The organism is Rhizobium fabae (assembly GCF_003985135.1).
Taxonomy (GTDB): domain Bacteria; phylum Pseudomonadota; class Alphaproteobacteria; order Rhizobiales; family Rhizobiaceae; genus Rhizobium; species Rhizobium pisi.
The window spans coordinates 65076-86557 of the sequence record NZ_ML133666.1; the positions used below are offsets into that span (position 1 = coordinate 65076).

Below are 21482 nucleotides of genomic sequence, written 5' to 3' on the forward strand. Positions count from 1 at the left end.
CAGGCAACGGATCCTCCTCACCACGCGTACCGCGGCGGCAAATCAATCAGACGCCGCGCCGGCAGCGAGACTGCTGGATTATTGAATGACGCCGCAGGCAAGTCTTTCACCGGCATCACCCGACGGCTGGCTGCGGTAATCATCCGAATTGGCGTGCACCATCAATGCGCGGCCACGGATTCCTTGGGTCTTGCCGTCGAGCGTCACCATAGTATCGAAGATCTGCGCCCTCAGCATGCCGTCCTGTCCGACATATTGGTTGGGCATGTCGCCGGGGTGCGGACCCTTGGCGGCAAGAATGCCATGCTCCGCCTTTTCGGGATTGAAATGACCGCCGGCCGATTCATGATGGGTCGCCGCGTCGCAGCGGCCGGTCTCATGAACATGGAAGGCCACCCATTTGTTCGCCGGCAGCCCCGATATCTCGACTTCGATCAGGACGCCGCCATTGGCAGCAGCCGTCAGCTGTGCGCGGCCGTCTTCCTTGCCGTCCTTGTCGACGAAATTGGCGATCGCCGTCTGCTTATCCTGGGCGCCCGCTGGGAATGCGACCGCAAGCAGGCTCAGGGCGGCGATAGTGCGCATGGCTTTCATGGAGATCTCCTTCCGTCCGGTTGTCCTCTTGAACGTGCCAGCCCGGAAGGTGTTCCTGATATCGAACTTCGCAGGACGCTCTGGGAGCATAGCTCTTGCGAAGATCATTCTGATTTTCGAGGTATGCGCAGGGAATACCGCACGAGAAAAGCCGGCCAGATGGCCGGCTTGCAGATCACCTCAATCGAAACCTCGCTCAGGCGACGGCGTCGAAATCGAACTGGCCGTAGGTGTTGCGGTAGAGATCGTCTGACTGATCCCCTGATGTGGGCGCGGTCTGCTGCAATGGATAGGGAACGGCGATGCTGTTTGCCGTGCCGCCGTTACGCGTATCCATCATCAGCGCGACAAGGCTGCCGGAGAATTTCGGCTGCGTCGCATCGCTGGTCTTGTCGTCAGCCAACAGTTCCTTGATGATGCCAGGCCTCTCGTCGGCTGCGCGTTCGCCGCGGCTGAGCACGCCATCGCCATTGGCATCGAGCCGCGATAGCGTCGCCAGATACGCGTATGAAGTGTCTGAAACGGATGTGGTGCGGGTCATACAAACCTCCAGCCACCGCCCTTTGCCGGTGGCGTTTGTACGCAATACGAAGGTGATAAAATCAGGTGTTGAATTGCTGGTTAAACTGATTTGCGCAGTGCGTCAATAAACTGTTAACTTCCCATTAACGATGATTGACAAAGCGTAACTGAACGCCGCTGACCCAGTCTTCCACCTGCGGCAGCCGGGTTCATCAACCGGCATGTCAGCGCTTTTACACATATAAAACAAACGTCTAACGACGTTTCGCGGCGGCTGCGCTGCAACCGAATATTAATCCGGCCCAGACAAGATGGGCTCTACAAATTATCACCAGACAGTTCAGCTTGCAAAAAAGCAATTTCTACATTCATTTTGGAAAGGTTTTCCATGTCCGTCACGATGAGGCACGTTCATCAACCGAAGACGCCTTCTGCCGTCGCAGCCATCCTTGAAGACGCACCCGCATGAAAGCCGAAGTCCTCTTCTGGCAGCAATGCAACCAGGCGGTCACGGACGATGGATCGATCGACGCAGAACGTCTCATGGAACTCGTGATCGCGACCTATCGCGGCCACGAAAGCGATTATGACGAAATCGAGAGAAGCGCGGAAACACTGCTGAGGGAAAACCATGCGTTGAGAGGCAATGTTTCCGCCATCACGCAGGCATTCGACGAACAGAAGAAACTCTTCGAGATCGTTCTCGACAATCTGCCCCTCGGCCTCAGCGTCTTCGACGCCGACCAGCGGCTGAGCCTATCCAACACCCGCTTCCGTCAGCTCTTCGGCCTGAGCCGGGACGATGTTGCCCCGGGCACGACGATTGCCGATCTCATCGGCAAAATACGCGGCACGGAGAGCGTTGGCGCAAAACCCCGCCGGCGGAGCAGGAAACCTTCCCCGGCAACCGCAAAAAGCGGCAGTTTTCGCCGGCGCGAATGGTTGATGGAGGATGGCCGCATCATCCAGAGCATGGTGACGATCCTTTCCGACGGCAGCAATATCGCCATCCACGCCGATATTACCGAGGATCGAAAAGCGGCCGAGCGCATCACCTATCTCGCCCACCACGACCCGCTGACCGGCCTTCCGAACCGCATCCATTTTCGTGAGCAGGTCGATGCGGCACTCGCCGAGCGGAAACCGGATGAGCAGGTCGCCCTCGTGCATCTCAATCTCGACCGGTTCAAATCGATCAACAACACCATGGGCGTTTCGGTTGGTGACAAGATCCTGCAGCACGTCGCCGAGCGCATCCGGGCCTCGGCCGGCCCGGAAAACACGCTGGCACGCCTCGGTTCGGACGAATTCGCCATTCTGCAGACGTGCGGACAGCAGCCATGGAACGTGACGGCGCTGGCCGACCGGATCCGCCGCGAGCTTTCCGAGCCATTCCTCCATGGCGACAAACAGGTGGAACTCGGCGTCTCCATGGGTATCGCAATCGCCCCTGACGATGGCGAGGAAACCGATATCCTGTTGAAGAATGCCGCCGTGGCGCTGTCGCACGTCAAGGCGGACGGACGCAAGCGCGAGCGCTTCTTCACCAGCGAGATGGAAGCGCAGATGCAACTTCGCCACGCGCTGGAAGCAGATCTTCGAACCGCCGTGGAGAACGAGGAATTCGAGCTGCATTACCAGCCGCTCTATGACCTTTCGCTGCAGCGCATCAGCGGCTTCGAAGCCCTGATCCGCTGGAATCACCCGATTCGCGGTCGTGTCCCGCCGATGGATTTCATTCCGCTCGCGGAAGAGGTCGGCCTCATCGTCGATATCGGCCGCTGGGTTTTGTACCGCGCCTGCAACGATGCAGCGCAATGGCCGGAGAGCATCAAGGTCGCCGTCAACGTTTCGGCGATGCAGTTCAGCGGCAGCGACCTAACGCAGGATGTTAGCGAGGCGCTTGCCGCCGCCTCGCTGACGCCATCGCGGCTTGAGCTCGAAATCACCGAGAGCGTGCTCATGGAAAATCTCGGCGAGGTGCTGCCGATCCTGCATGCGCTGAAGGAGCGTGGCATCCGCATCTCGATGGATGATTTCGGCACCGGCTATTCCTCCCTGAGCTACCTTTCGAGCTTCCCTTTCGACAAGATCAAGATCGACAAATCCTTCGTCAACGACATCGTCGACAACAAGGAGGCGCATGCGATCATGCACGCGATCATCCTGCTCGGCGATGCACTCGGCATGCGCGTTACCGTGGAGGGCGTCGAAACGGCCGCACAGCTGGCGCTGCTCGAACGCGAGGAATGCGACGAGATCCAGGGCTATTACATCAGCCCGCCGCGACCCGCGCGTGACGTGCCCCATCTTCTCTCGCTGCCGCCGAAGAACGGCGCGTGACGAGGAGCGGCCAAGATCGCGCTTGATTGCGACTCGCACGGCAAGCCGCTACACAATCGGCTCCCAATAACAGGTGACGCGATGTTCGAGGCCGAAGCCTTCCTTCCCCATGAAACGCTGGCAGCGGCGCTGATCCCATATGCGGCCGAAGGCGACGACGGCTCGCACGACCTTGCCCATATCCTGCGCGTCTTCAGGAACGCCATGCGCATCCATGCGGGAGAAGGCGGAGACGGACGGGTTCTCGCCGCTTCCGTCATTCTGCATGACTGTGTCTCCGTCGAGAAGAATTCGCCGTTGCGGGCACAGGCATCGGCACTGGCGGCGGAGAAGGCATCGGCGATCCTGACGAAACTCGGCTGGAGCAACGGGGACATCGAAGCCGCGGCCCATGCCATTACCGCACATAGCTTCTCGGCCGGGGTGACGCCGCAGACGCTGGAAGCGAAAATCCTGCAGGATGCGGATCGTCTGGACGCGATCGGCATGGTCGGCGTCGCGCGCTGCTTCTATATCGGCGGGCGGCTAGGATCGGGGCTCTATGACCCATTCGATCCGGCAGCGAAGAACCGTTCGCTCGACGACAAGCGTTATGCCATTGACCATTTCCAGACGAAGCTGTTCAAACTGGCGGAAGGGTTCCAGACCGAGACCGGCCGCAGGTTGGCGACCGCGCGCGACAAAAGCCTGCGCGACTTCCTCTCGGCCTTCATGGATGAAATCTAGGAGAATAGCATGCGTGTCAGCGACCTCTTCATCTACCCGCTCAAGAGCGCCCGCGGCATTGCGCTGCCCGCCGCCGACATCGACGCCTATGGGCTTCCCGGCGACCGGCGGGCGATGATTACCGATGCGCAGGGTCATTTCATCACCCAGCGCGAATTGCCGGATCTCGCCCGCATCGAGGTACGGCCGGAGCCGGGCGCCTTCCGGCTGCTGATGCAGGGAAAGTCTGACATATCAGTGCCGCCGCCGGAGCCCGAAACACGCATGGACGTGACCGTGTGGAAATCGACCGTCAGCGCCGCCGTTGCCGATCCAGAGAGCAACCGGCAGCTTTCCGAGTGGCTCGGCCGCGAGGTACAACTGGTCTTCTTCGACGGACAAGCACGGCGGATGGCGAATGCCGAATGGGCTGGCGACGGCACCCCCGTCACCTTTACCGACGGCTACCAGATCCTGGTCACCACGACCGGCTCGCTGAAGGCTTTGAACGCAGACCTCGCCGCCCACGGCGAAGGCAGCGTCGGTATGGACCGTTTCCGCCCGAACATCGTCATCGATACCGACGAAGCCTGGCCGGAGGACCAATGGGCGGCAATCGAGATCTCCGGTATCCGCTTCGATCTCGTCAAACCCTGCTCCCGCTGCATCATGACGACGCAGGACCAGTTGACCGGATCGCGTGACGTGGCAAACCCGATGCCGGCCATGGGCCGCATCCGCATGTCGGCCGACCGGCGCGTGCCCGGCCCGCTCTTCGGCTGGAACGCCACGCCGCGCGGCGGCGGCAGGATCACCATCGGTGACGCCGTCCACATCGTCGAAGAGAGACCGGAAGGCTGGGCGCTCAAACGTCGCGCCGCAGCCTGAGACCATCAGACCCCGGCGAGCGCGGCATCGATGCCTGCCATGGCATCGGCTGACAGCGGCCCCTTTTCCAGCGCGCCGACATTTTCCTCCACCTGGGCGACGGTGCGGAAGCCCGGAATGGGAAGGGTCCGCGGCGAGCGCGCCCAGAGCCACGCAAGCGCTCCTTGGGTCAGCGTGCGGCCGTCCGATGTCAGGAGATCGCGGACAGCATCGAGCCTTGCGGCAAATTCCGGCGCCATGCGCCCGTCCTTGAAATAGACCATCCAGTCAAGCGCCGCGCCCCGGACGTCTCTCGCGCCCACCGCCTTGTCGGCGGTGAATTTGCCGGTCAGCAGCCCCATGGCCAGCGGACCGCGATTGATGGAAATCAGGCCTTCCTTCTCGATCAACGCGACCATCTCCGGCACTGCCTCGAAGACGTTCATCGCATGCTGGACCGAGACGTAGCCTTGGCGGCCGGCATGACGGGCGGCACGATCGGGAGAATCCGTGCTCCAGCCGAACGCATCGATCTTGCCTTCGGCGCGCAGCGCTTCGAGCGTATCGAAGACGGCATCCGACTGTTCCGCCGGAAAGTCATTGATATGGAATTGCAGCAGATCGAGACGGTCGCGCTTGAGGCGACGCAGCGAGGTCTCGACCGAACGGCGGATGAAGGCGTCGTCGGCGAAAGCGCCGGTCGCCTGCTTCGTCTCCGGATCGGTGGCGAAGCCGAACTTGGTGGCGATGACGATTTCGCCGCGATTGCCGATTGCCCGACCGAGCACTTCTTCCGAATGACCGGCACCGTAATTCGAAGCAGTATCGAAGAAGCGGATGCCGAGTTCGATGGCACGATTGATCGCTTCCACCGATTCATCGTCGTCGACATCGCCCCAGCCGAGCGGCGTGTCGCCGGCGAAGAACGGGCCGCCGATCGCCCAGCATCCCATGCCGAGACGCGGAATTTCGCGGCCGTTCCAGAGCGTGATCGTCGTCGATGATGCGGGCTTGGTCAGCATGGGATCCTCCTCGATTGGCAGTCACCAAGACATAGGAAGCGCTTGTGAATGGGTAAACCGCCAAATCCGAAGGATGTTTTGCAGCCGTAAAAAACGAATGTCAGGCGGATATGCCGTTCGGGCTTGAAAGCGTCCTTGAGGCTGGATTAAGCGCCTTGAGCGCCGCCTGAACGAAGCCTTCCCGGGCTACGGCCGCCTCGATACCGCGCGGCTCATAGACATGGCGATGCAGAAAGAATCCTGTCAGACGGAATGCGGCTGAAAGACTGTCGAAATCGGCCGCGTGGTTGCCTTCGACGCCGAGGAACGGCGGCAGAAGCAGCATCTTGTCCGCCCAGGGGGCGCCAGCGCTGCGGCTAACGGCGCGGCCGGATTTGGGCGAGACATAGGCGAGATCGGAACGGGCGCCCGTCGCGGCGCATTCCGCAAGATCGAGGCCATAGCCGAGATCGTTCAGCACCGCGAGCTCGAAACGCACGAAAAGCTCACCCGCATCGGCCGGATTGTGCAGATGATCAAGGATCACTTCAAGCGCATCGAAGAGATGCGGATGCGGGTCGCGCTCCGGCAATAGCCGCAGCAGCGCGCCCATCGCCTGGACGCCGTAGACGGCTGTCGCCGTTTCCATCAGGCGGGCGGCGCGCAGTGTCACCGGCTCGACACGAAATTCGCCGAGATGTTCGTCAAGCCGGGCACGCCAGATGACCTCCACCGCATTGCCTGGCTGCAGCACCGGCTGCATGGCGCGCGAGCGACCGGAACGCACCAGGCCGAGATGGCGACCGCGATCACGCGTCATCACCTCGACGATGACGCTGGTCTCGCCGTGGCGCTTGACGCCCAGAATGATCGCATGATCCTGCCACTGCATCGAAAGAAGTCCTTACGGATGACGAATCCATCCTAATGCAAGGGCTGCCTGATGTCATGGACCCCTTCGGGCCGCGTCAGGCGGCGGCCGGACCGCGTCAGGCAGCGGCCGGGAAAAGCTTCTGCAGGAATTCGCCCATCGCCTTTTCGTCGAAAGGCTTCACCAGAAGCGGTATATGCTGCAGGTCGGGCGGGAAATCGCGCGGATCGGAATAGCCGCTGACGAAGCCGAAAGGGATGCCGACATCGAGAAGATGGCGAGCAAATCCGAAGCTCATGCCCTCGCCGAGATTGACGTCGAGAAGAGCGAAATCATAGGTCTCCGCAGCGATTGCGGCTCTGGCCTGTTCCAGACTACCGACGATATCGATGCTTTCGACACCGGCCAGGTGCAGAATATCTTCTGCCTCCATCGCGATGATCAGACTGTCTTCAAGAACCAGAACACGGGTTGCGCTCATGATTCCATGCCCTTCGTTGGGCGCTTGCCGCAGCGCCCAAGCCATTTCGCCAACATCATTACCCTCTGGTATCCGCATGGCACGCTATCGGTGAATCCCGCCACTATTTCTAAATGGAACATTTTCCGCCCGGTCGAGAAGAATCAAAATCGGAGGAAAGACGACAGCGAACCTTATGTTGCCGCCTGCCAATGCGCATTTAAAAAAGACATGGTGGGGCCGATTGGCTAGATGAACGGGCGTTTGCCTTCACCAAGCCCCTCCCAGCCGGCGATCGCCATTAATTCCTCGCCGTTCAGCACCTCGCAGCCACGCTCCTGCCAGCGGATCAGCCCGCGCTCGCTGAGCTTCTTCAAGGTCTTGTTGGTGTGGACGATGGAAAGACCGAGTGTATCGGCAATGTGCTGCTGGGTGATGGGAATGAATTTGCGGCCATTGAAGAGGTCGAGCTGCTTGCCGCGCTCAAAGAGGAAAGCGATCAGGTAGGCTGCTCGTTCCAGCGCGGTGCGACGGCCAACGCTCAGCAGATGTTCATCCAGAATGCGTTCTTCGCGCGCGGCGATCCAGGTGATGTCGAATGCCAGCGAGGCGTGGTTGCTGTAAAGCGTCATCAGCCTGTCGCGCTCGAAGACGCAGAGGGAAACGGGTGAAAGCGCTTCGACGGAATGCTGCATCTCGCCCATGATGGTTCCCTGGAGGCCGATCAGGTCGCCGGGCATGATGTAGTTCAGGATCTGGCGACGGCCGTCCTCCAACATCTTGTAGCGGAAGCCCCAGCCGGCGAGCACGGTGAAAAGATGAGCGCTGTGCGCGCCCTCGACGAGGATGGTAGCGCCGGCATCGACGGCAAGCTCGCCCTTCTTGAAGCGGGAGACGAATTCAAGTTCATTGCGGCTGAACTCCCTGAAATGCGGCAGGGGCCGCAAAGGACATTGCTCGCAAGGGGTCTTGAAAGAATGGATGGGTTTCGACGTCGCCATGCCTGCCCTTGCGGTCGCAGAATCGATGTTCCACCATTGGCGCACCGTCGAGCAAAGAATGCGCGAGGGCATGGATTCGTTCCGCAACGGGCCGGATTTTTTCCAAGGAAACAAAGGGCTGGCGTCTGCCCGATGAAATCCCTGCCGTGGCTATTTCGGGAAATCGAGACCCATTTCGCGGAACCGTTCGGGGTCGTCACCCCAATTCTCGCGGACCTTGACGAACAGGAAGAGATGGACCGGCTGTTCCAATATCCCAGACAATTCCTTGCGGGAAGCAGTCGAGATCGCCTTGATGGTTTCGCCGCCCTTGCCGAGGGCGATCTTCTTCTGGCTATCGCGCTCGACATAGATCACCTGCTCGATGCGCACCGAGCCGTCCTTGCGCTCTTCCCACTTTTCCGTTTCGACATGCGAGGAATAGGGAAGCTCCTGGTGCAGGCGCAGAAACAGCTTTTCGCGGGTGATTTCGGCGGCAAGCTGGCGCATCGGCAGATCGGAGATCTGGTCCTCCGGGTAGTACCAAGGCCCTTCCGGAAGCGTGCTGGCCAGATAGTCCATGACGTCATCGCAGCCGGAGCCGTTTTCGGCAGATATCATGAAGGTGCGTTCGAAGGCGATCTTCTCATTGGCGCTCGCGGCCAGCGCCAGCAGATCCTCGCGATTGACGCGGTCGATCTTGTTGAGCACCAGGATTTTCGGCTGCTTGACCTCCTTGAGGCCTTCGAGGATGGCTTCCGCATCGCCGCGCAGACCGCGCTCGCTGTCGATCAGGAGCATGATCAGATCGGCATCCTTGGCGCCACCCCAGGCCGAGGTCACCATGGCACGGTCGAGCCGGCGGCGCGGCTTGAAGATGCCGGGCGTATCCATGAAGACGATCTGGGCATTGTCATGAATCGCGATACCGCGAACGATCGCGCGCGTCGTCTGCACCTTGTGGCTGACAATCGAGACCTTGGCGCCGACGAGGCGGTTCACCAGCGTCGACTTGCCGGCATTGGTCGGACCGATCAGCGCGACGAAGCCCGAATGCGTCGGGCCACTGGTTTCGGCGGCGGCTTCGGCCGCGATATCTTCTTCTTGTGTCATCGTCCCGTCAATTTCCGGCAGGCGACTGCTGCCAAATGCCTTCGCGCTCGAGCATCTTCGTCGCCGCGACTTGTTCGGCGGCACGCTTCGACCGCTCTACGCCGGTTTCGGGCTTAATGCCAGCAACTTCCACCGTCACCTTGAAGCGCGGATCATGATCCGGCCCGCTGCGTTCATCAACCCGGTAGATGGGAGTCACGCCGAATTTCGCGTGCGACCATTCCTGCAGCTCGGTCTTGGCGTCGCGCTTGGCGCCGTCGGCCCGCACCGCCCTGCCCTGCCAGTAGCGCAGGATGAACCGGCGGGCGACTTCGAGGCCGCCATCGAGATAGATCGCGGCGATCAGGCTTTCGACGACGTCGGCGCGCACGTTCATCATGCGTTTGCCGGTCAATTTCTTCACGTCTGCGCCGGTGCGGATATAGAGGTGAAGGTTGAGCTCGTCGGCAACCGCAGCGCAGGTTTCTGCGCTGACGAGCTGGTTGAGACGAACCGAAAGCTCACCTTCCCCCGCCGTGCCGAACGTTCGGAACAGAAGCTCGGCGATGCAAAGCCCGAGGACCCTGTCGCCGAGGAATTCCAACCGTTCGTAATTGCCGCCCTTTTCCGTACGGGCGCTGGCATGGGTCAGCGCGCTATCCAGGCGTTCCTTTTCGGCGAAGTCGTGACCGATCAGGGCTTCAAGCTTTGCGCGGTCAGCCGCAGAAAGCGTCTGCGGCTTGCTCATTCAACGACCTTGAAGAGGCGGTCCCAACGCATGTTCGTCGGCCACTTCCAGATTTCGCGGAAGGAAGTGTCGTTGCCGAGCGAGAAGAAGATGACGCTGGCGCGGCCGACAAGATTTTCCGCGGGCACAAAGCCGACGTCGAAGCGGCTGTCGAGCGAGTTGTCGCGGTTGTCGCCCATCATGAAATAATGGCCTTCCGGCACGATAAACTCGCGGGTGTTGTCACCGCGCGAGACGGGGGACTGGTCGAGCGTATCGTAGGTCTTGCCGTTGTCGAGCGTTTCGCGAAAAACCGGCACGTCCTCGCCCGGATCGAGCTTGTAATCCGAGGTAAAGCTGCCGTCCGCCACCTTGGGCACCGGCTTGCCGTTGACGTACAGAACGCCATCGGTGACCTGGATGTGATCGCCCGGCAGGCCGACGCAACGCTTGATGTAGTCGACCTCAGGATTGGGCGGAAAGCGGAAGACGACGATATCGCCGCGCTTGGGATCGGAGCCGAACAGGCGACCGCTGAAGATATCAGGCGAGAAGGGCAGCGAATATTTCGAATAGCCGTAAGCGAACTTATTGACGAAGATGTAGTCGCCGACGAGCAGCGTCGGCATCATCGAACCGGACGGGATCGTAAAAGGCTGGAAGAGCACGGTTCGGATCACCATCGCCAAAATCAGCGCCTGGATGATGACTTTGATATTTTCCCAGAGGGCGTTCGGCTTGGTTTCGACTTTTTCGGACACGCAGTCTTATTCCTTCAAGACGCCGCGGAGGCGCAATTCTTTCTGTCGTTCTCTCTAGCGGCTTCGGTCGGTTGCGGCAATGGCGACAACATCAAAAGCGACGAGAGGTCGCGATCAATCGCTCCGAGGTCACGATGAAACGCTTCCGTGGTCGCGGCCCACCGCTTCCGAGGTCGCGATCAAAGGCTCTCGGGCAACGCCTCGATAATGACGAAGGCCTGCGCCAAGGGATAATCATCCGTTATTGTCAAATGAATGGCGGGCCTATGACCCGCGGGCAGCATCGATTCCAGGACGGCAGCGGCCGCGCCTGACAAAACCATGGTCGGCTTGCCGCTCGGCAGATTGACCACGCCCATATCCTTCCAGAAAATGCCTTGCGCTATGCCGGTGCCGAGCGCCTTGGAGCAGGCCTCCTTGGCAGCGAAACGCTTGGCATAGGATGCGGCGCGGTTTGCGCGCCGATCGGAACGCGCGCGCTCGATATCGGTGAAGCAGCGATGCGTAAAGCGCTCACCGAAGCGCTCGATGGACTTCTCGACACGGCGAATGTCGATCAGATCGCTGCCAATGCCGATGATCATGCCGGAACCTTCCGTTGCTTACGATTCTGCATCGGGCTCATACGCTCGGAATGTCGCTGGCGGGATCCGCAAGGCGCAGGCGCGCCCTCTCCATCAGCCGGGTACGGCGGCGCGTCTGAAAACCCCTCACCGTGTAAAACGTCAGTGCATAGAGCGCAACGGCGGTGACGATCCCCGGCGGGATGGCGCCGAGCAGCATTGGCTCCAGCACCGGCTTCCACAACTCCATGAAGTTCAGCTTATGAAACATGGCGGCAAGATCCACCGCCTGACCGGCCAGATGATCCTCGCGGCTCAACAGCAGATGGCCGATCTCCCAGGTAATGCCCCAGATGAACGGATAGGTCAGCGGATTGCCGAAGGCCGCGCAGCCGAGAGCGGCCGCCACCATATTGCCGGAGAGAAAATAGGTGATGACGAATGCCATGATGAAATGAACGCCGATGAAGGGCGTCCAGGAGACGAAGACACCTGCGGCGACGCCGGCCGCAACTGCATGCGGCGAGGCGCTAAGGCGCAGGATGCGCATTGTCAGATAGCGGATCGGGCGAAGGAAACCTTTACGGGGCCATAAGAGCTCCCGCATCTTTTCCTTAAATCCCGCAGGTTTGCGACGGCGAAACAACATGGCGCGTATTTAGTGTAGCGCATACGGCCATGACAAGAGCGGCAAATGCTACCGTTTGAAAAACAAGCCGCTGATTCTCTCTTTATCGAGGAACCTCTTCACGTCGAGGGGCGTCCGTTATGCATAACGTCCCTCACTCATTTCAAGTATACTCTCAGTATCAGCGATTGCGGAACAGACCGCGGTCGACCTGGCGCTGACGAAACTCGAGATCAATGCGATCGAACGAGCCATTGAGATAAGCCATTTCACGTTCCTGCGTGGTCGGAGCGCGCAAGGCGCGAGCGAATTTCCTGATAGGGTCAAACATTATCTTGTCTCATCTTCTGTGCGTGTTTCGATGACCAGAAGATAGTACCGGCAAAGGTTAATTACCACCACCGCAACATGGAGACAGCCATGCGCCCAGCGCATTGCTTGCCTTTTTGACGTGCCGTTTTGACCATTAAAAGATCACAAAATGTGCAATCTTTCAGTCGAGCCCATGAAGGATCTAAAAAAGCTTAATCGTAGAGCCGCCGGACCGTGGCGATGCAGTCCAACTCTTTCATCTGGGCGAGCAGTTGATTGAGCTGGCGCAGGTCCCAGACCTCGACTTCGATCATCATCTCGGTGAAGTCGGCCGCCACCCGCACAGTATTCAGCAGGCGGATATTGACGTCGAGGCCCGCAACCGTCTGGGCGACCTTGGCCAATGTGCCGGGTTCATTCAGCGCATTCACCATGATGCGGGCCATGAAGCGCGACTTGTTGGCCTCATCGAGATCCCAGCGGACGTCGATCCAGCGGTCAGGCTGATCGTCAAAGCGCTGCAGGCTCGGCGACTGGATCGGATAGATGGTGATGCCGTTACCCTGATCCATGATGCCGACGATGCGGTCGCCGGGCACGGCACCGGTCGTCGCGAACTTGACGTCGACATTGCCGGACAGGCCGCGGATCGGCCCGATCGCGGCATCGGCGTCGATATCCGCGTGGCCGCCGTCGACCCCGGCTTTGGTCTTGCCGGGGATCTTGAAGATCATGCCGGCCGCACTGCGGACATTGAACCAACCGTCGTCGCCGGAGGGCTTCACGGTGACGCGCTCGTCCTGATGATCGGGATAGACGGCGCGCAGCACGTCGAGCGAGGACATCTCGCCGCGGCCGACGGCGGCGATCGCATCCTCGACATCCTTTTGGCCGAGGCGATGCAGCGCCGGCTTCATCGCCTCGCGCGAGAAGATCTTGCCGGCCCTGTCAAAGGTGCGCTCCAGAATACGGTGGCCAAGGCCGGCATATTGTTTACGGATCGCCATGCGGGTGGCGCGGCGGATGGCAGCGCGCGCCTTGCCGGTCACGACGATTTCCTCCCAGGCGGCAGGCGGAACCTGCACGCCGGAGCGGATGATCTCCACCTCGTCGCCATTTGCAAGCCGCGTGACCAGAGGCATGATGCGGCCGTTGATCTTGGCGCCGACCGTGGTGTCGCCGATATTGGTATGCACCGCATAAGCGAAATCGATCGGGGTGGCCCCGCGCGGCAGGGCGATCAACTTGCCTTTCGGCGTGAAGCAGAAGACCTGATCCTGGAAAAGCTCGAGCTTGGTGTGCTCAAGGAATTCTTCCGGACTATCTCCCTCGGCGAGCGCCTCGATCGTATGGCGCAGCCAGGAATAGGCATTGGATTCGCGAGAGAGTATGTCGCCATCGGCATTGCTGGCGCCGTCCTTATAGAGCGCGTGCGCGGCGATGCCGAATTCGGCGATTTCGTGCATGCGCTTGGTGCGGATCTGCAGCTCGATGCGCTGGCTGGAAGGACCGACGATGGTGGTGTGCAGCGAACGGTAATCGTTCTGCTTCGGCGTCGAGATATAATCCTTGAAGCGGCCCGGCACGACGCGCCAGCGTGTGTGGACGATACCGAGCGCGCGATAGCAGGAAGGGATGTCCTCGACGATGAGACGGAAGCCGTAGACATCGGAAAGCTGCTCGAAGGAAAGCGACTTCGACTGCATCTTGCGAAAGACCGAATAGGGCTTCTTCTGCCGGCCCTTGACATAGGCGCTCGTCAGGCCGCTTGCGACCAGCAGATCCCGCAGTTCGGCCTCGATCTTCTTGACGATGCCCTCGTTGCGCTTCGAAAGCTCTTCCAGCCTCTTGGTGACGGTCTCGTAGGCTTCCGGGTTCATATGGCGGAAGGAGAGCTCCTCCAGCTCCTCGCGCATATCCTGCATGCCCATGCGGCCGGCCAGCGGCGCATAGATTTCCATCGTCTCCTCGGAAATGCGGGCGCGCTTGTCAGCCGACATATGATCGAGGGTGCGCATATTGTGCAGGCGGTCGGCAAGCTTGACGAGCAGCACTCGCACGTCGTCAGAAATGGCAAGCAGCAGCTTGCGCAGGTTTTCTGCCTGCTTGGCTTTCTTGGTGACGAGATCGAGCTTCTTGATCTTCGTCAGGCCTTCCACCAGACGGCCGATATCCTCGCCGAAGAGTTCGTCGATTTCGGCACGCGTCGCCGTCGTGTCTTCGATCGTGTCGTGCAGAAGCGCCACCGCGATCGTCGATTCATCGAGATGCATGTCGGTGAGGATGGCGGCAACCTCGAGTGGGTGGGAAATATAAGGGTCGCCGCTCGCGCGCTTTTGCTGGCCATGCTTCTGCATGGCATAAACATAGGCTTTGTTCAGCAGTGCTTCATTGGCATCGGGCTTGTATTGCTGAACCCGCTCCACGAGCTCGTACTGCCGCATCATTCCAAAGCCACTCCGATAAAAATAAAAGCGCGCCAATCAACGATTGGCGCACACATGGGCAATAATATGCCTAAGCAATAAAGGCGCAAGATTGACGATTGGTAATCGTCGTTCTTTTGCATCGCAGGAAACTTTTCCGGATCGCTCGATGCGACCGAGGATCGGCCTGCGCGCTTAGTAGTCGTCGCTCTTTTCCGGCGGCACAAGGCCTTCGATGCCAGCAAGCAGCTCTTCTTCCGACATCTGGTCGAAAGTGATCGTTTCGGGCAGGTCATCCTGCTCCTCGCTGTCGGCTGCGGCCACGCCGCCGGCGGCGATCATGCTTGCCGGATCGGGCTCGGGCTCGTCGACTTCGACATGCTTCTGCAGCGAATGGATCAGATCTTCCTTGAGGTCATCAGGCGAAAGCGTCTCGTCAGCAATTTCGCGCAGGGCCACAACAGGATTCTTGTCGTTGTCGCGATCGATGGTGATCGAGGCACCCTGGGAAATCAGCCGGGCGCGGTGGCTGGCGAGCAGAACCAGCTCGAAGCGGTTCTCCACCTTGTCAATGCAATCTTCAACTGTGACACGGGCCATTGCCTGTCCTTTGCGGTCGTCATTTCGGGATTAGCACGCCCGATACAATTAAAACCGGACAAATACAAGTTTTTCGTTCCTGTTGCCCTCGTCTTTGTCCGCGCCTGATCTAAATTTCCATGGAGAAGGTCACAATTCTACCGATGGTTGCTTGGAATATGCCGAATCGTGCCCTAAATCTTTCATATATGAATAATTCATAAAGTAAGGATCAGATCGAAATCACAGCACAAGCCATTGTTTTTATTGAGTTCTGTGTCGACGGATTTCGATTGCTCTCATTGGATTGGTAAGCGATGTTTGACCCACGCGAAAAAATTGCACTCTTCATTGACGGCGCCAACCTCTACGCTGCATCAAAGAGCCTCGGTTTCGACATAGATTATCGCAAGCTTTTGAAAGCATTCCAGAAACGCGGCTATCTGCTGCGCGCTTACTATTACACCGCCCTGATCGAGGATCAGGAATATTCGTCGATCCGGCCGCTGATCGACTGGCTCGACTATAACGGCTATAAAGTCGTCACCAAGCCCGCCAAGGAATTCACAGATTCCATGGGTCGCCGAAAGATCAAGGGCAACATGGACATCGAGCTCGCGATCGACGCCATGGAACAGTCCGAAACGGTCGATCATCTCGTCATCTTCTCAGGCGACGGCGATTTCACGAATCTTGTCGAGGCGCTGCAGCGCAGAGGCCGCAAGGTCTCGGTGATCTCGACCATGGCGACGCAGCCGCCGATGATCGCCGACGACCTGCGCCGGCAAGCCGACCACTTCATCGATCTCTTGTCGCTGAAGGCTGAAATCGGTCGCGATCCCTCGGAGCGCGCGCCACGCCCGGCCGAAGTCGCCCCGGCGAGCGATTTCGAAGACTAAGCGATTTTACGCTTCGAAGCCGACGTGTTTGTCGAAGCGCGGCCGCCCACTGCATTTCAGGATAGGCGGTACGATATAGCGGCGTGGCGGCAATCGTGACCGATACGCTTAGCCATTGTCCTTCAGCAGGCGGCTCTTTTGCCGGTTCCAATCGCGCTCCTTCTCGGATTCGCGTTTGTCGTGCAATTTCTTACCCTTGGCGAGCGCCAGCTCCATCTTTGCCCGGCCGCGATCGTTGAAATAGATCTTCAGCGGGATCAGCGTCATGCCTTCGCGGTTGACGGCAGAGCGCAGGCGATGGATTTCGCGCCCCGACAGCAGCAGCTTGCGGCGGCGGCGCGGTTCGTGGTTGAAGCGGTTCGCCTGGAGATATTCCGGCAGGTAGGAATTGATCAACCAGATTTCGCCGTCTTCATCCGAAGCGTAGGATTCGGCGATATTGGCCTTGCCCTCGCGCAACGACTTGACCTCCGTGCCCTTCAGCACGAGGCCCGCCTCGTAGGTATCGATGATCTCGTAGTTGAAACGGGCTTTGCGGTTTTCAGCCACAACCTTGTTCACCACGCGCTGGCTGCCTTTAGGGGCCATGACGACATTCCACTATTTCAGAGCACGATGCCGAAAAATGTGAGCGGTTTTCGGGCGACCCATGCTCTATTTCTTTAATGTAGATCCGGATGATTTTAGTCCTGTCAGGCCTAAAATCCGGATCTGAGGCGCTAGAAGTCGCGCCCTCATTCCGTGCCCCCTATGTAAGGGGGTGGTGCTGCCTTGTGAAGACGATCGTTCGGATCAGTTCAGCAAGCCGGCATGGCGCATAGCTGCGTCAATCGCCGCTTCCGTTCCCTGCTCCAGCGTCGAAAGCAGGGGCGAGCGAACATTGCGGCTCATACGACCAAGTCTGGAAAGTCCATATTTGGCGCCGCAAAGACCCGGCTCCATGAAGATCGCCTTGTGCAGCGGCATCAGCCGATCCTGATATTCCAGCGCGCGGGCATAGTCACCGGCCAAAGTCGCTGCCTGGAAATCGGCGCAGAGGCGCGGCGCGACATTGGCCGTCACCGAAATGCAGCCGACGCCGCCATGAGCGTTGAAGCCAAGCGCCGTCGCATCTTCGCCGGACAATTGCCGGAAATCGTTGCCGCAGGTGATGCGCTGTTCGGAGACGCGCTCGATCTTGCCCGTGGCATCCTTGACGCCGACAATATTCTTATGCGCCTTGGCGAGCGCGCCCATCGTTTCCGGCGTCATGTCGACCACCGACCGGCCCGGGATGTTATAGATATAGATCGGCAGATCGACGGCCTCGGCGATCGCCGAAAAATGCGCGATCAGGCCTTTCTGCGTCGGCTTGTTGTAATAAGGGGTGACGACCAGCACGGCGTTCGCGCCAACCTTTTCAGCATGCTGGGCAAGCTCGATCGCCTCGCGCGTATTGTTCGAACCGGCGCCGGCCATAACGGGAACGCGTTTTGCGGCGACTTCGATGCAGAGTTCCACGACCCGCTTGTGCTCGGCATGCGACAAAGTCGGGGATTCGCCTGTTGTGCCGACCGGAACGAGACCGCTGCTGCCTTCCTTGATCTGCCAGTCGACATGCGCGGCGAAGCTGTCTTCGTCGAACAGTCCGGCATCCGTGAAGGGAGTGACGAGGGCGGGAATGGACCCATTGAACATGCAAAGCTCCTCACGACCAAATCCTTGCTTCGGCCGCATTCCATGAATATGAGTTGCGCACCATAGAGCGCCGAAATCATCGCGACAAGCGCGCAGAGTTCGGTTTAGGGCAATTCCGATAGCAGATGTGAATGAATTTTACCTGCAACGGTAAGGTTTCGTTAAGATGCCTCTAGCCAAATGGCAGGGCGTGTTTTCGTTGCGAGATCCCGGATGAAGAGAGCTGTCCTGATTCTGTCCGCCTTCGGCCTCGTCGCCGCTGCGTGGGGCAGCGCCGCGTCGCCGCTTCCCGGCGAAAGCACTCCCGTGCCCGATGTCAAGCCGCTCGGCTTCATTCCCGAGACAGCCATTCCGGAATCGATCACCACAGGTGCCATTCCACGCAATCCGGCAATCGCTCCTGTCAACAGCGACCTGAAGGCCGGCCTCGATGCGCTTTCCGACAAGAACCCGCAGTTGGCGGTTTCGATCCGGGACAGCATGCGCGACGGCACACTCGACCGCCATATCCTCACCTGGGCGATCGCCGTTTCCGGGCTGAAGGGCGTTCCTTCCTATGAAATCGCCAGCGCGTCGCAGGAACTCAAGGGCTGGCCGGGCCTTTCGCGGCTGCGATCCTATTCCGAGCGCGCCCTCTATGATGAAAACCCCGCCCCTTCCGCCGTGCTCGCCGCCTTCGGCGATACAGCACCCGAGACGGTACAGGGCGCCGTCATCCTCGGCCGGGCGCTGGTTGCGACAGGCAAGCAAGCACAGGCAGCCAAATATATCCGCAAGGTCTGGCGCGGAGAAGCTCTCGACAAGCCGACGGAGGACAAGATCCTCCTCGAATTTTCCGCTCTGTTGACGCTTGCCGACCATAAGGCGCGGATGGACTATCTGATGTATCGCGGCCGGGTGGCGCAGGCCAAGCGCTTCGGTGACATGGGCCAGGCGCAGTCACTCTATAAGGCCTGGGCCGCCGTCGATGCCAAGGCGGGCAATGCCGGCGTGCTGCTCAATACAGTCGATGCGAAATGGCGCAGCGATGCCGGCCTGCTATTTGCGCGGATCGAATATCTGCGCAAACAGGACAAATATGCCCAGGCGGCAGCGCTTCTGGAGCAGATGCCGCGCGAGCGCAGCGAACTCGTCAACTCCGGCGAATGGTGGAACGAGCAGCGCATCGTCAGCCGCGGCCTCGTCGACCAAGGGCAGTTCAAACCTGCCTATCGCATCGTCGCAAACTATGCCGCAACGAGCCCGACGGATATCGTCGAGGCAGAGTTCCACGCCGGATGGTACGCACTTCGCGGCCTGCAGGACGCGGAAACGGCGGAAAAACATTTCCGCAAGATCCTCGAGACGTCCAACGGGCCGATCTCGGTTTCCCGCGCCTGGTATTGGCTGGGACGGGCCGCAGAAGCCGGCGGCCCCGGCAAATCAAGCGAATTCTATGCGAAGGCCGCGAATTTTCCCGGCACCTTCTACGGTCAGCTCGCGGCCGAAAAGTTGGGACGAAAGACGTTAAACGTCACCTATCCCTCACCGAGTACGGCCGACCGGCAAAGCTTCCAGGCACGCGAAGCCGTGCAGGCAATCGCCCGGCTGGAGGCAGCAGGCCATGGATGGCGGGCCGACATCCTCTATCTCGCGCTGGCCGACCAACTGCAGAGCCCCGGTGAATTGGCGATCCTTGCTGCACAGGCCGAACAATCGGGCGACCATCATCTCTCGCTGCAGGTCGGCAAGGTCGCGTATGGACGCGGCATCGATGTGGCGGCACTCGCCTTCCCCGTCGGGGTGATCCCCGCGAACGCCAATATTTCGGGCTCCGGCAAGGCGCTTGCCTACGCCATCGCCCGACAGGAGAGCGCCTTCAATCCGGCTGCCGTTTCGGCAGCGAATGCGCGGGGCTTGCTGCAGCTTCTGCCGGGAACGGCCCAGGCGGTGGCCAAGCGCCACAACATCACCTATTCGAAGGACAAGCTGACCGCCGATGCCGGCTATAACGCGACACTCGGCGCGCATTATCTCGGCGAGCAGATCGACGCCTTCGGCGGCTCCTATATCCTCACCTTCATCGCCTACAATGCAGGGCCGAAGCGCGTGCCGGAATGGATTGACCGCTACGGTGATCCACGCGGCAAGTCGATCGACGAGATCGTCGACTGGATCGAGCGTATCCCCTTCCCCGAAACGCGCAACTACGTGCAGCGGGTGATGGAGAATTACGAAGTCTACAAAGCCCGCCTCGGTCAGCCGACCGATATCGAGCGCGATCTCATCGGCGGACGCAGCGCCTCCTGAAGCTGTTTGGCGCGGCTCGAAAAGCAAGCTACATCTTCGAGATCAAACAGATCTCGAGGAATGCGATGCCGGATACTTACGCAAGCGACTTCCAGGAACGATTTTACACGTCTTCCGATGGGCTGAAACTTTACGCCCGGGACTACTGGCCTGAAGACGCAGCAGGGGCCGTCGGACGGCTGCCGGTGATCTGCCTGCCGGGTCTGACCCGCAATACACGGGATTTCCATCCGCTTGCGCTGCTTCTCTCCCGGGACACAATGATGCCGCGCAGGGTAATCGCGCTCGATTCGCGCGGCCGCGGAAACTCGGCTTGGGATGAGAACAAGGCGAACTACAATCTCGCCATCGAAGCGGGCGACGTCATTGCCGCCTGCGCTGCGCTTGGCATCGAGCGCGCCATCTTCATTGGCACCTCTCGAGGCGGCCTGATCCTGCATCTTATCGCGGCAACACGGCCGGATCTTCTCGAGGCCGTCATCCTCAACGATATCGGACCGGTGATCGAGGCCGAGGGGCTGGCGCGGATCCGCGATTACCTCAACAGCGGCAGGAGACCGGCGGACTGGTACGAGGCGAATGCTATGCTGAAGGAAATTCACGGCGCAGCGTTTACTGCACTTGGAGACCCAGATTGGCGCGAAATGGCGCACGCCCTTTACCGTGATGTCGACGGCAAGCCGGTCGCAGATTTCGACCCGGCAATCGCCGAGGCGCTAAAATCGGTCGATTTCACCCAGCCGCTGCCTGATCTCTGGGTACAATTCGAAAGCTTGAACCGATTACCGCTCATGCTGATTCGCGGTGAAAATTCGTCGTTGCTCTCGAAGGAGACAGCGAATGAAATGGCCCGCCGGCATCCAGGTCTGGTTCTGCATACCGCGCCAGAGCAAGGGCACGCGCCGCTTCTGCATATGGGGAGCATTCCAGCTGCTATTCAGGATTTTCTCACCGGTTACCGATAGGCGTCGCTTTTCGTGCTTTGTCTATCGAAACAGTTGCTCAAAAGCAGAAAGCCCGGCTCATAAGCCGGGCCTTCCGTATTGCCTAATCAGATCAGATTAGAACGAACGCTGCAGACGGAAGTAGCCCGTCGTGGAGTCGTCGCCATCATCCGGATCGAGGTACTGAACCGAAGCCTTGGCGTAGAAGTTGTCGACGATCTGGTAATCAACCGTCAGACCGA

21 protein-coding genes and 2 pseudogenes are annotated in these 21482 nt (G+C 59.9%); 6 read left to right on the forward strand and 17 right to left on the reverse strand.

Going from position 1 to position 21482, the window contains the following annotated elements:
- Positions 1-78: 78 nt before the first annotated feature.
- Together EFB14_RS31240 and EFB14_RS31250 are read right to left on the reverse strand one after the other, a co-directional pair.
- Positions 79-594: a superoxide dismutase family protein gene (locus EFB14_RS31240; RefSeq protein WP_126830559.1), complete on the reverse strand. Its 516-nt coding sequence runs from the start codon at positions 592-594 to the stop codon at positions 79-81.
- A gap of 196 nt (positions 595-790) precedes the next feature.
- Positions 791-1135 (reverse strand): hypothetical protein, encoded by a 345-nt coding sequence (locus tag EFB14_RS31250; RefSeq protein WP_126830562.1) that lies wholly within the window; start codon positions 1133-1135, stop codon positions 791-793.
- Positions 1136-1581: 446 nt separating this feature from the next.
- Between EFB14_RS31250 and EFB14_RS31255 the strand changes: the two genes are divergently transcribed.
- The 3 genes from EFB14_RS31255 to EFB14_RS31265 all read left to right on the forward strand — a co-directional run bounded on the left by EFB14_RS31255 (position 1582) and on the right by EFB14_RS31265 (position 5052).
- Positions 1582-3459, forward strand: a complete 1878-nt coding sequence (locus tag EFB14_RS31255; RefSeq protein ID WP_126830564.1) for a putative bifunctional diguanylate cyclase/phosphodiesterase — start codon at positions 1582-1584, stop codon at positions 3457-3459.
- An 81-nt stretch (positions 3460-3540) separates the two neighbouring features.
- Positions 3541-4185 carry an HD domain-containing protein gene (locus EFB14_RS31260; protein ID WP_126830566.1) on the forward strand — a complete coding sequence of 215 codons (645 nt, stop codon included), beginning with the start codon at positions 3541-3543 and terminating at the stop codon, positions 4183-4185.
- Between the two features lie 9 nt (positions 4186-4194).
- Entirely contained in the window at positions 4195-5052 is an 858-nt protein-coding gene (locus EFB14_RS31265) for an MOSC domain-containing protein (protein WP_126830568.1), read from the forward strand.
- 5 nt (positions 5053-5057) lie between these two features.
- On the opposite strand, the gene EFB14_RS31270 is transcribed toward EFB14_RS31265, so the two are convergent.
- From EFB14_RS31270 to rpoZ, 12 genes and pseudogenes are all read right to left on the reverse strand, one after another.
- The gene (locus tag EFB14_RS31270) at positions 5058-6053 is read right to left on the reverse strand and encodes an aldo/keto reductase (protein ID WP_126830570.1); all 996 of its coding nucleotides are present in this window, start codon (positions 6051-6053) and stop codon (positions 5058-5060) included.
- A gap of 100 nt (positions 6054-6153) precedes the next feature.
- Entirely contained in the window at positions 6154-6924 is a 771-nt protein-coding gene (recO, locus tag EFB14_RS31275) for a DNA repair protein RecO (protein WP_126830571.1), read from the reverse strand.
- Positions 6925-7021: 97 nt separating this feature from the next.
- A pseudogene (locus EFB14_RS31280) lies at positions 7022-7506 on the reverse strand (response regulator).
- A gap of 105 nt (positions 7507-7611) precedes the next feature.
- Positions 7612-8364, reverse strand: a complete 753-nt coding sequence (locus EFB14_RS31285; RefSeq protein ID WP_126830588.1) for a Crp/Fnr family transcriptional regulator — start codon at positions 8362-8364, stop codon at positions 7612-7614.
- A gap of 150 nt (positions 8365-8514) precedes the next feature.
- Complete coding sequence (gene era / locus EFB14_RS31290) at positions 8515-9456, reverse strand: GTPase Era (protein WP_126830572.1); 942 nt, start codon at positions 9454-9456, stop codon at positions 8515-8517.
- Between the two features lie 7 nt (positions 9457-9463).
- The gene (rnc, locus tag EFB14_RS31295; protein ID WP_126830574.1) at positions 9464-10183 is read right to left on the reverse strand and encodes a ribonuclease III; all 720 of its coding nucleotides are present in this window, start codon (positions 10181-10183) and stop codon (positions 9464-9466) included.
- A complete protein-coding gene (lepB, locus tag EFB14_RS31300) occupies positions 10180-10923 on the reverse strand; it encodes a signal peptidase I (protein ID WP_125846784.1) in 744 nt (247 codons plus the stop codon). Before lepB ends, rnc begins: the two co-directional genes overlap by 4 nt.
- Before the next feature lie 179 nt (positions 10924-11102).
- On the reverse strand, positions 11103-11507 hold the full coding sequence (gene acpS, locus EFB14_RS31305; RefSeq protein ID WP_126830575.1) for a holo-ACP synthase: 405 nt from the start codon (positions 11505-11507) through the stop codon (positions 11103-11105).
- A 37-nt stretch (positions 11508-11544) separates the two neighbouring features.
- Entirely contained in the window at positions 11545-12135 is a 591-nt protein-coding gene (locus EFB14_RS31310) for a DUF2062 domain-containing protein (RefSeq protein ID WP_125846782.1), read from the reverse strand.
- A 160-nt stretch (positions 12136-12295) separates the two neighbouring features.
- Positions 12296-12445: a DUF3563 family protein gene (locus EFB14_RS31315; protein WP_125846781.1), complete on the reverse strand. Its 150-nt coding sequence runs from the start codon at positions 12443-12445 to the stop codon at positions 12296-12298.
- Positions 12446-12638: 193 nt separating this feature from the next.
- Positions 12639-14873 (reverse strand): RelA/SpoT family protein, encoded by a 2235-nt coding sequence (locus EFB14_RS31320; protein ID WP_125846780.1) that lies wholly within the window; start codon positions 14871-14873, stop codon positions 12639-12641.
- A 174-nt stretch (positions 14874-15047) separates the two neighbouring features.
- The gene (gene rpoZ, locus EFB14_RS31325; RefSeq protein ID WP_003574261.1) at positions 15048-15452 is read right to left on the reverse strand and encodes a DNA-directed RNA polymerase subunit omega; all 405 of its coding nucleotides are present in this window, start codon (positions 15450-15452) and stop codon (positions 15048-15050) included.
- A gap of 296 nt (positions 15453-15748) precedes the next feature.
- On the opposite strand from rpoZ, the gene EFB14_RS31330 reads away from it, so the two are divergent.
- On the forward strand, positions 15749-16330 hold the full coding sequence (locus EFB14_RS31330; RefSeq protein WP_003546927.1) for a LabA-like NYN domain-containing protein: 582 nt from the start codon (positions 15749-15751) through the stop codon (positions 16328-16330).
- A 108-nt stretch (positions 16331-16438) separates the two neighbouring features.
- On the opposite strand, the gene smpB is transcribed toward EFB14_RS31330, so the two are convergent.
- Both smpB and dapA read right to left on the reverse strand, forming a co-directional pair.
- Entirely contained in the window at positions 16439-16918 is a 480-nt protein-coding gene (gene smpB, locus EFB14_RS31335; RefSeq protein WP_126830577.1) for an SsrA-binding protein SmpB, read from the reverse strand.
- Positions 16919-17122: 204 nt separating this feature from the next.
- Positions 17123-18007 (reverse strand): 4-hydroxy-tetrahydrodipicolinate synthase, encoded by an 885-nt coding sequence (gene dapA, locus EFB14_RS31340; RefSeq protein ID WP_126830579.1) that lies wholly within the window; start codon positions 18005-18007, stop codon positions 17123-17125.
- Between the two features lie 213 nt (positions 18008-18220).
- Between dapA and EFB14_RS31345 the strand changes: the two genes are divergently transcribed.
- Together EFB14_RS31345 and EFB14_RS31350 are read left to right on the forward strand one after the other, a co-directional pair.
- Positions 18221-20296 carry a lytic transglycosylase domain-containing protein gene (locus EFB14_RS31345; RefSeq protein WP_126830580.1) on the forward strand — a complete coding sequence of 692 codons (2076 nt, stop codon included), beginning with the start codon at positions 18221-18223 and terminating at the stop codon, positions 20294-20296.
- 65 nt (positions 20297-20361) lie between these two features.
- Positions 20362-21261 carry an alpha/beta fold hydrolase gene (locus EFB14_RS31350; RefSeq protein WP_125846776.1) on the forward strand — a complete coding sequence of 300 codons (900 nt, stop codon included), beginning with the start codon at positions 20362-20364 and terminating at the stop codon, positions 21259-21261.
- Positions 21262-21357: 96 nt separating this feature from the next.
- Here the strand turns inward: EFB14_RS31350 and EFB14_RS31355 are convergent.
- Positions 21358-21482: pseudogene (locus EFB14_RS31355) on the reverse strand (porin); the annotation flags it as partial.

Bases quoted from the DNA above. Each gene is read 5' to 3' on its own strand.
- EFB14_RS31255 (WP_126830564.1), top strand. From the start codon at position 1,582: ATGAAAGCCGAAGTCCTCTTCTGGCAGCAATGCAACCAGGCGGTCACG.
- EFB14_RS31240 (WP_126830559.1), bottom strand. From the start codon at position 594: ATGAAAGCCATGCGCACTATCGCCGCCCTGAGCCTGCTTGCGGTCGCA.
- EFB14_RS31345 (WP_126830580.1), top strand. From the start codon at position 18,221: ATGAAGAGAGCTGTCCTGATTCTGTCCGCCTTCGGCCTCGTCGCCGCT.
- smpB (WP_126830577.1), bottom strand. From the start codon at position 16,918: ATGGCCCCTAAAGGCAGCCAGCGCGTGGTGAACAAGGTTGTGGCTGAA.
- rpoZ (WP_003574261.1), bottom strand. From the start codon at position 15,452: ATGGCCCGTGTCACAGTTGAAGATTGCATTGACAAGGTGGAGAACCGC.
- dapA (WP_126830579.1), bottom strand. From the start codon at position 18,007: ATGTTCAATGGGTCCATTCCCGCCCTCGTCACTCCCTTCACGGATGCC.
- EFB14_RS31350 (WP_125846776.1), top strand. From the start codon at position 20,362: ATGCCGGATACTTACGCAAGCGACTTCCAGGAACGATTTTACACGTCT.
- rnc (WP_126830574.1), bottom strand. From the start codon at position 10,183: ATGAGCAAGCCGCAGACGCTTTCTGCGGCTGACCGCGCAAAGCTTGAA.
- EFB14_RS31285 (WP_126830588.1), bottom strand. From the start codon at position 8,364: ATGGCGACGTCGAAACCCATCCATTCTTTCAAGACCCCTTGCGAGCAA.
- EFB14_RS31315 (WP_125846781.1), bottom strand. From the start codon at position 12,445: ATGTTTGACCCTATCAGGAAATTCGCTCGCGCCTTGCGCGCTCCGACC.
- EFB14_RS31320 (WP_125846780.1), bottom strand. From the start codon at position 14,873: ATGATGCGGCAGTACGAGCTCGTGGAGCGGGTTCAGCAATACAAGCCC.
- EFB14_RS31310 (WP_125846782.1), bottom strand. From the start codon at position 12,135: ATGTTGTTTCGCCGTCGCAAACCTGCGGGATTTAAGGAAAAGATGCGG.
- era (WP_126830572.1), bottom strand. From the start codon at position 9,456: ATGACACAAGAAGAAGATATCGCGGCCGAAGCCGCCGCCGAAACCAGT.
- EFB14_RS31265 (WP_126830568.1), top strand. From the start codon at position 4,195: ATGCGTGTCAGCGACCTCTTCATCTACCCGCTCAAGAGCGCCCGCGGC.
- EFB14_RS31250 (WP_126830562.1), bottom strand. From the start codon at position 1,135: ATGACCCGCACCACATCCGTTTCAGACACTTCATACGCGTATCTGGCG.
- EFB14_RS31330 (WP_003546927.1), top strand. From the start codon at position 15,749: ATGTTTGACCCACGCGAAAAAATTGCACTCTTCATTGACGGCGCCAAC.
- acpS (WP_126830575.1), bottom strand. From the start codon at position 11,507: ATGATCATCGGCATTGGCAGCGATCTGATCGACATTCGCCGTGTCGAG.
- EFB14_RS31270 (WP_126830570.1), bottom strand. From the start codon at position 6,053: ATGCTGACCAAGCCCGCATCATCGACGACGATCACGCTCTGGAACGGC.
- EFB14_RS31260 (WP_126830566.1), top strand. From the start codon at position 3,541: ATGTTCGAGGCCGAAGCCTTCCTTCCCCATGAAACGCTGGCAGCGGCG.
- recO (WP_126830571.1), bottom strand. From the start codon at position 6,924: ATGCAGTGGCAGGATCATGCGATCATTCTGGGCGTCAAGCGCCACGGC.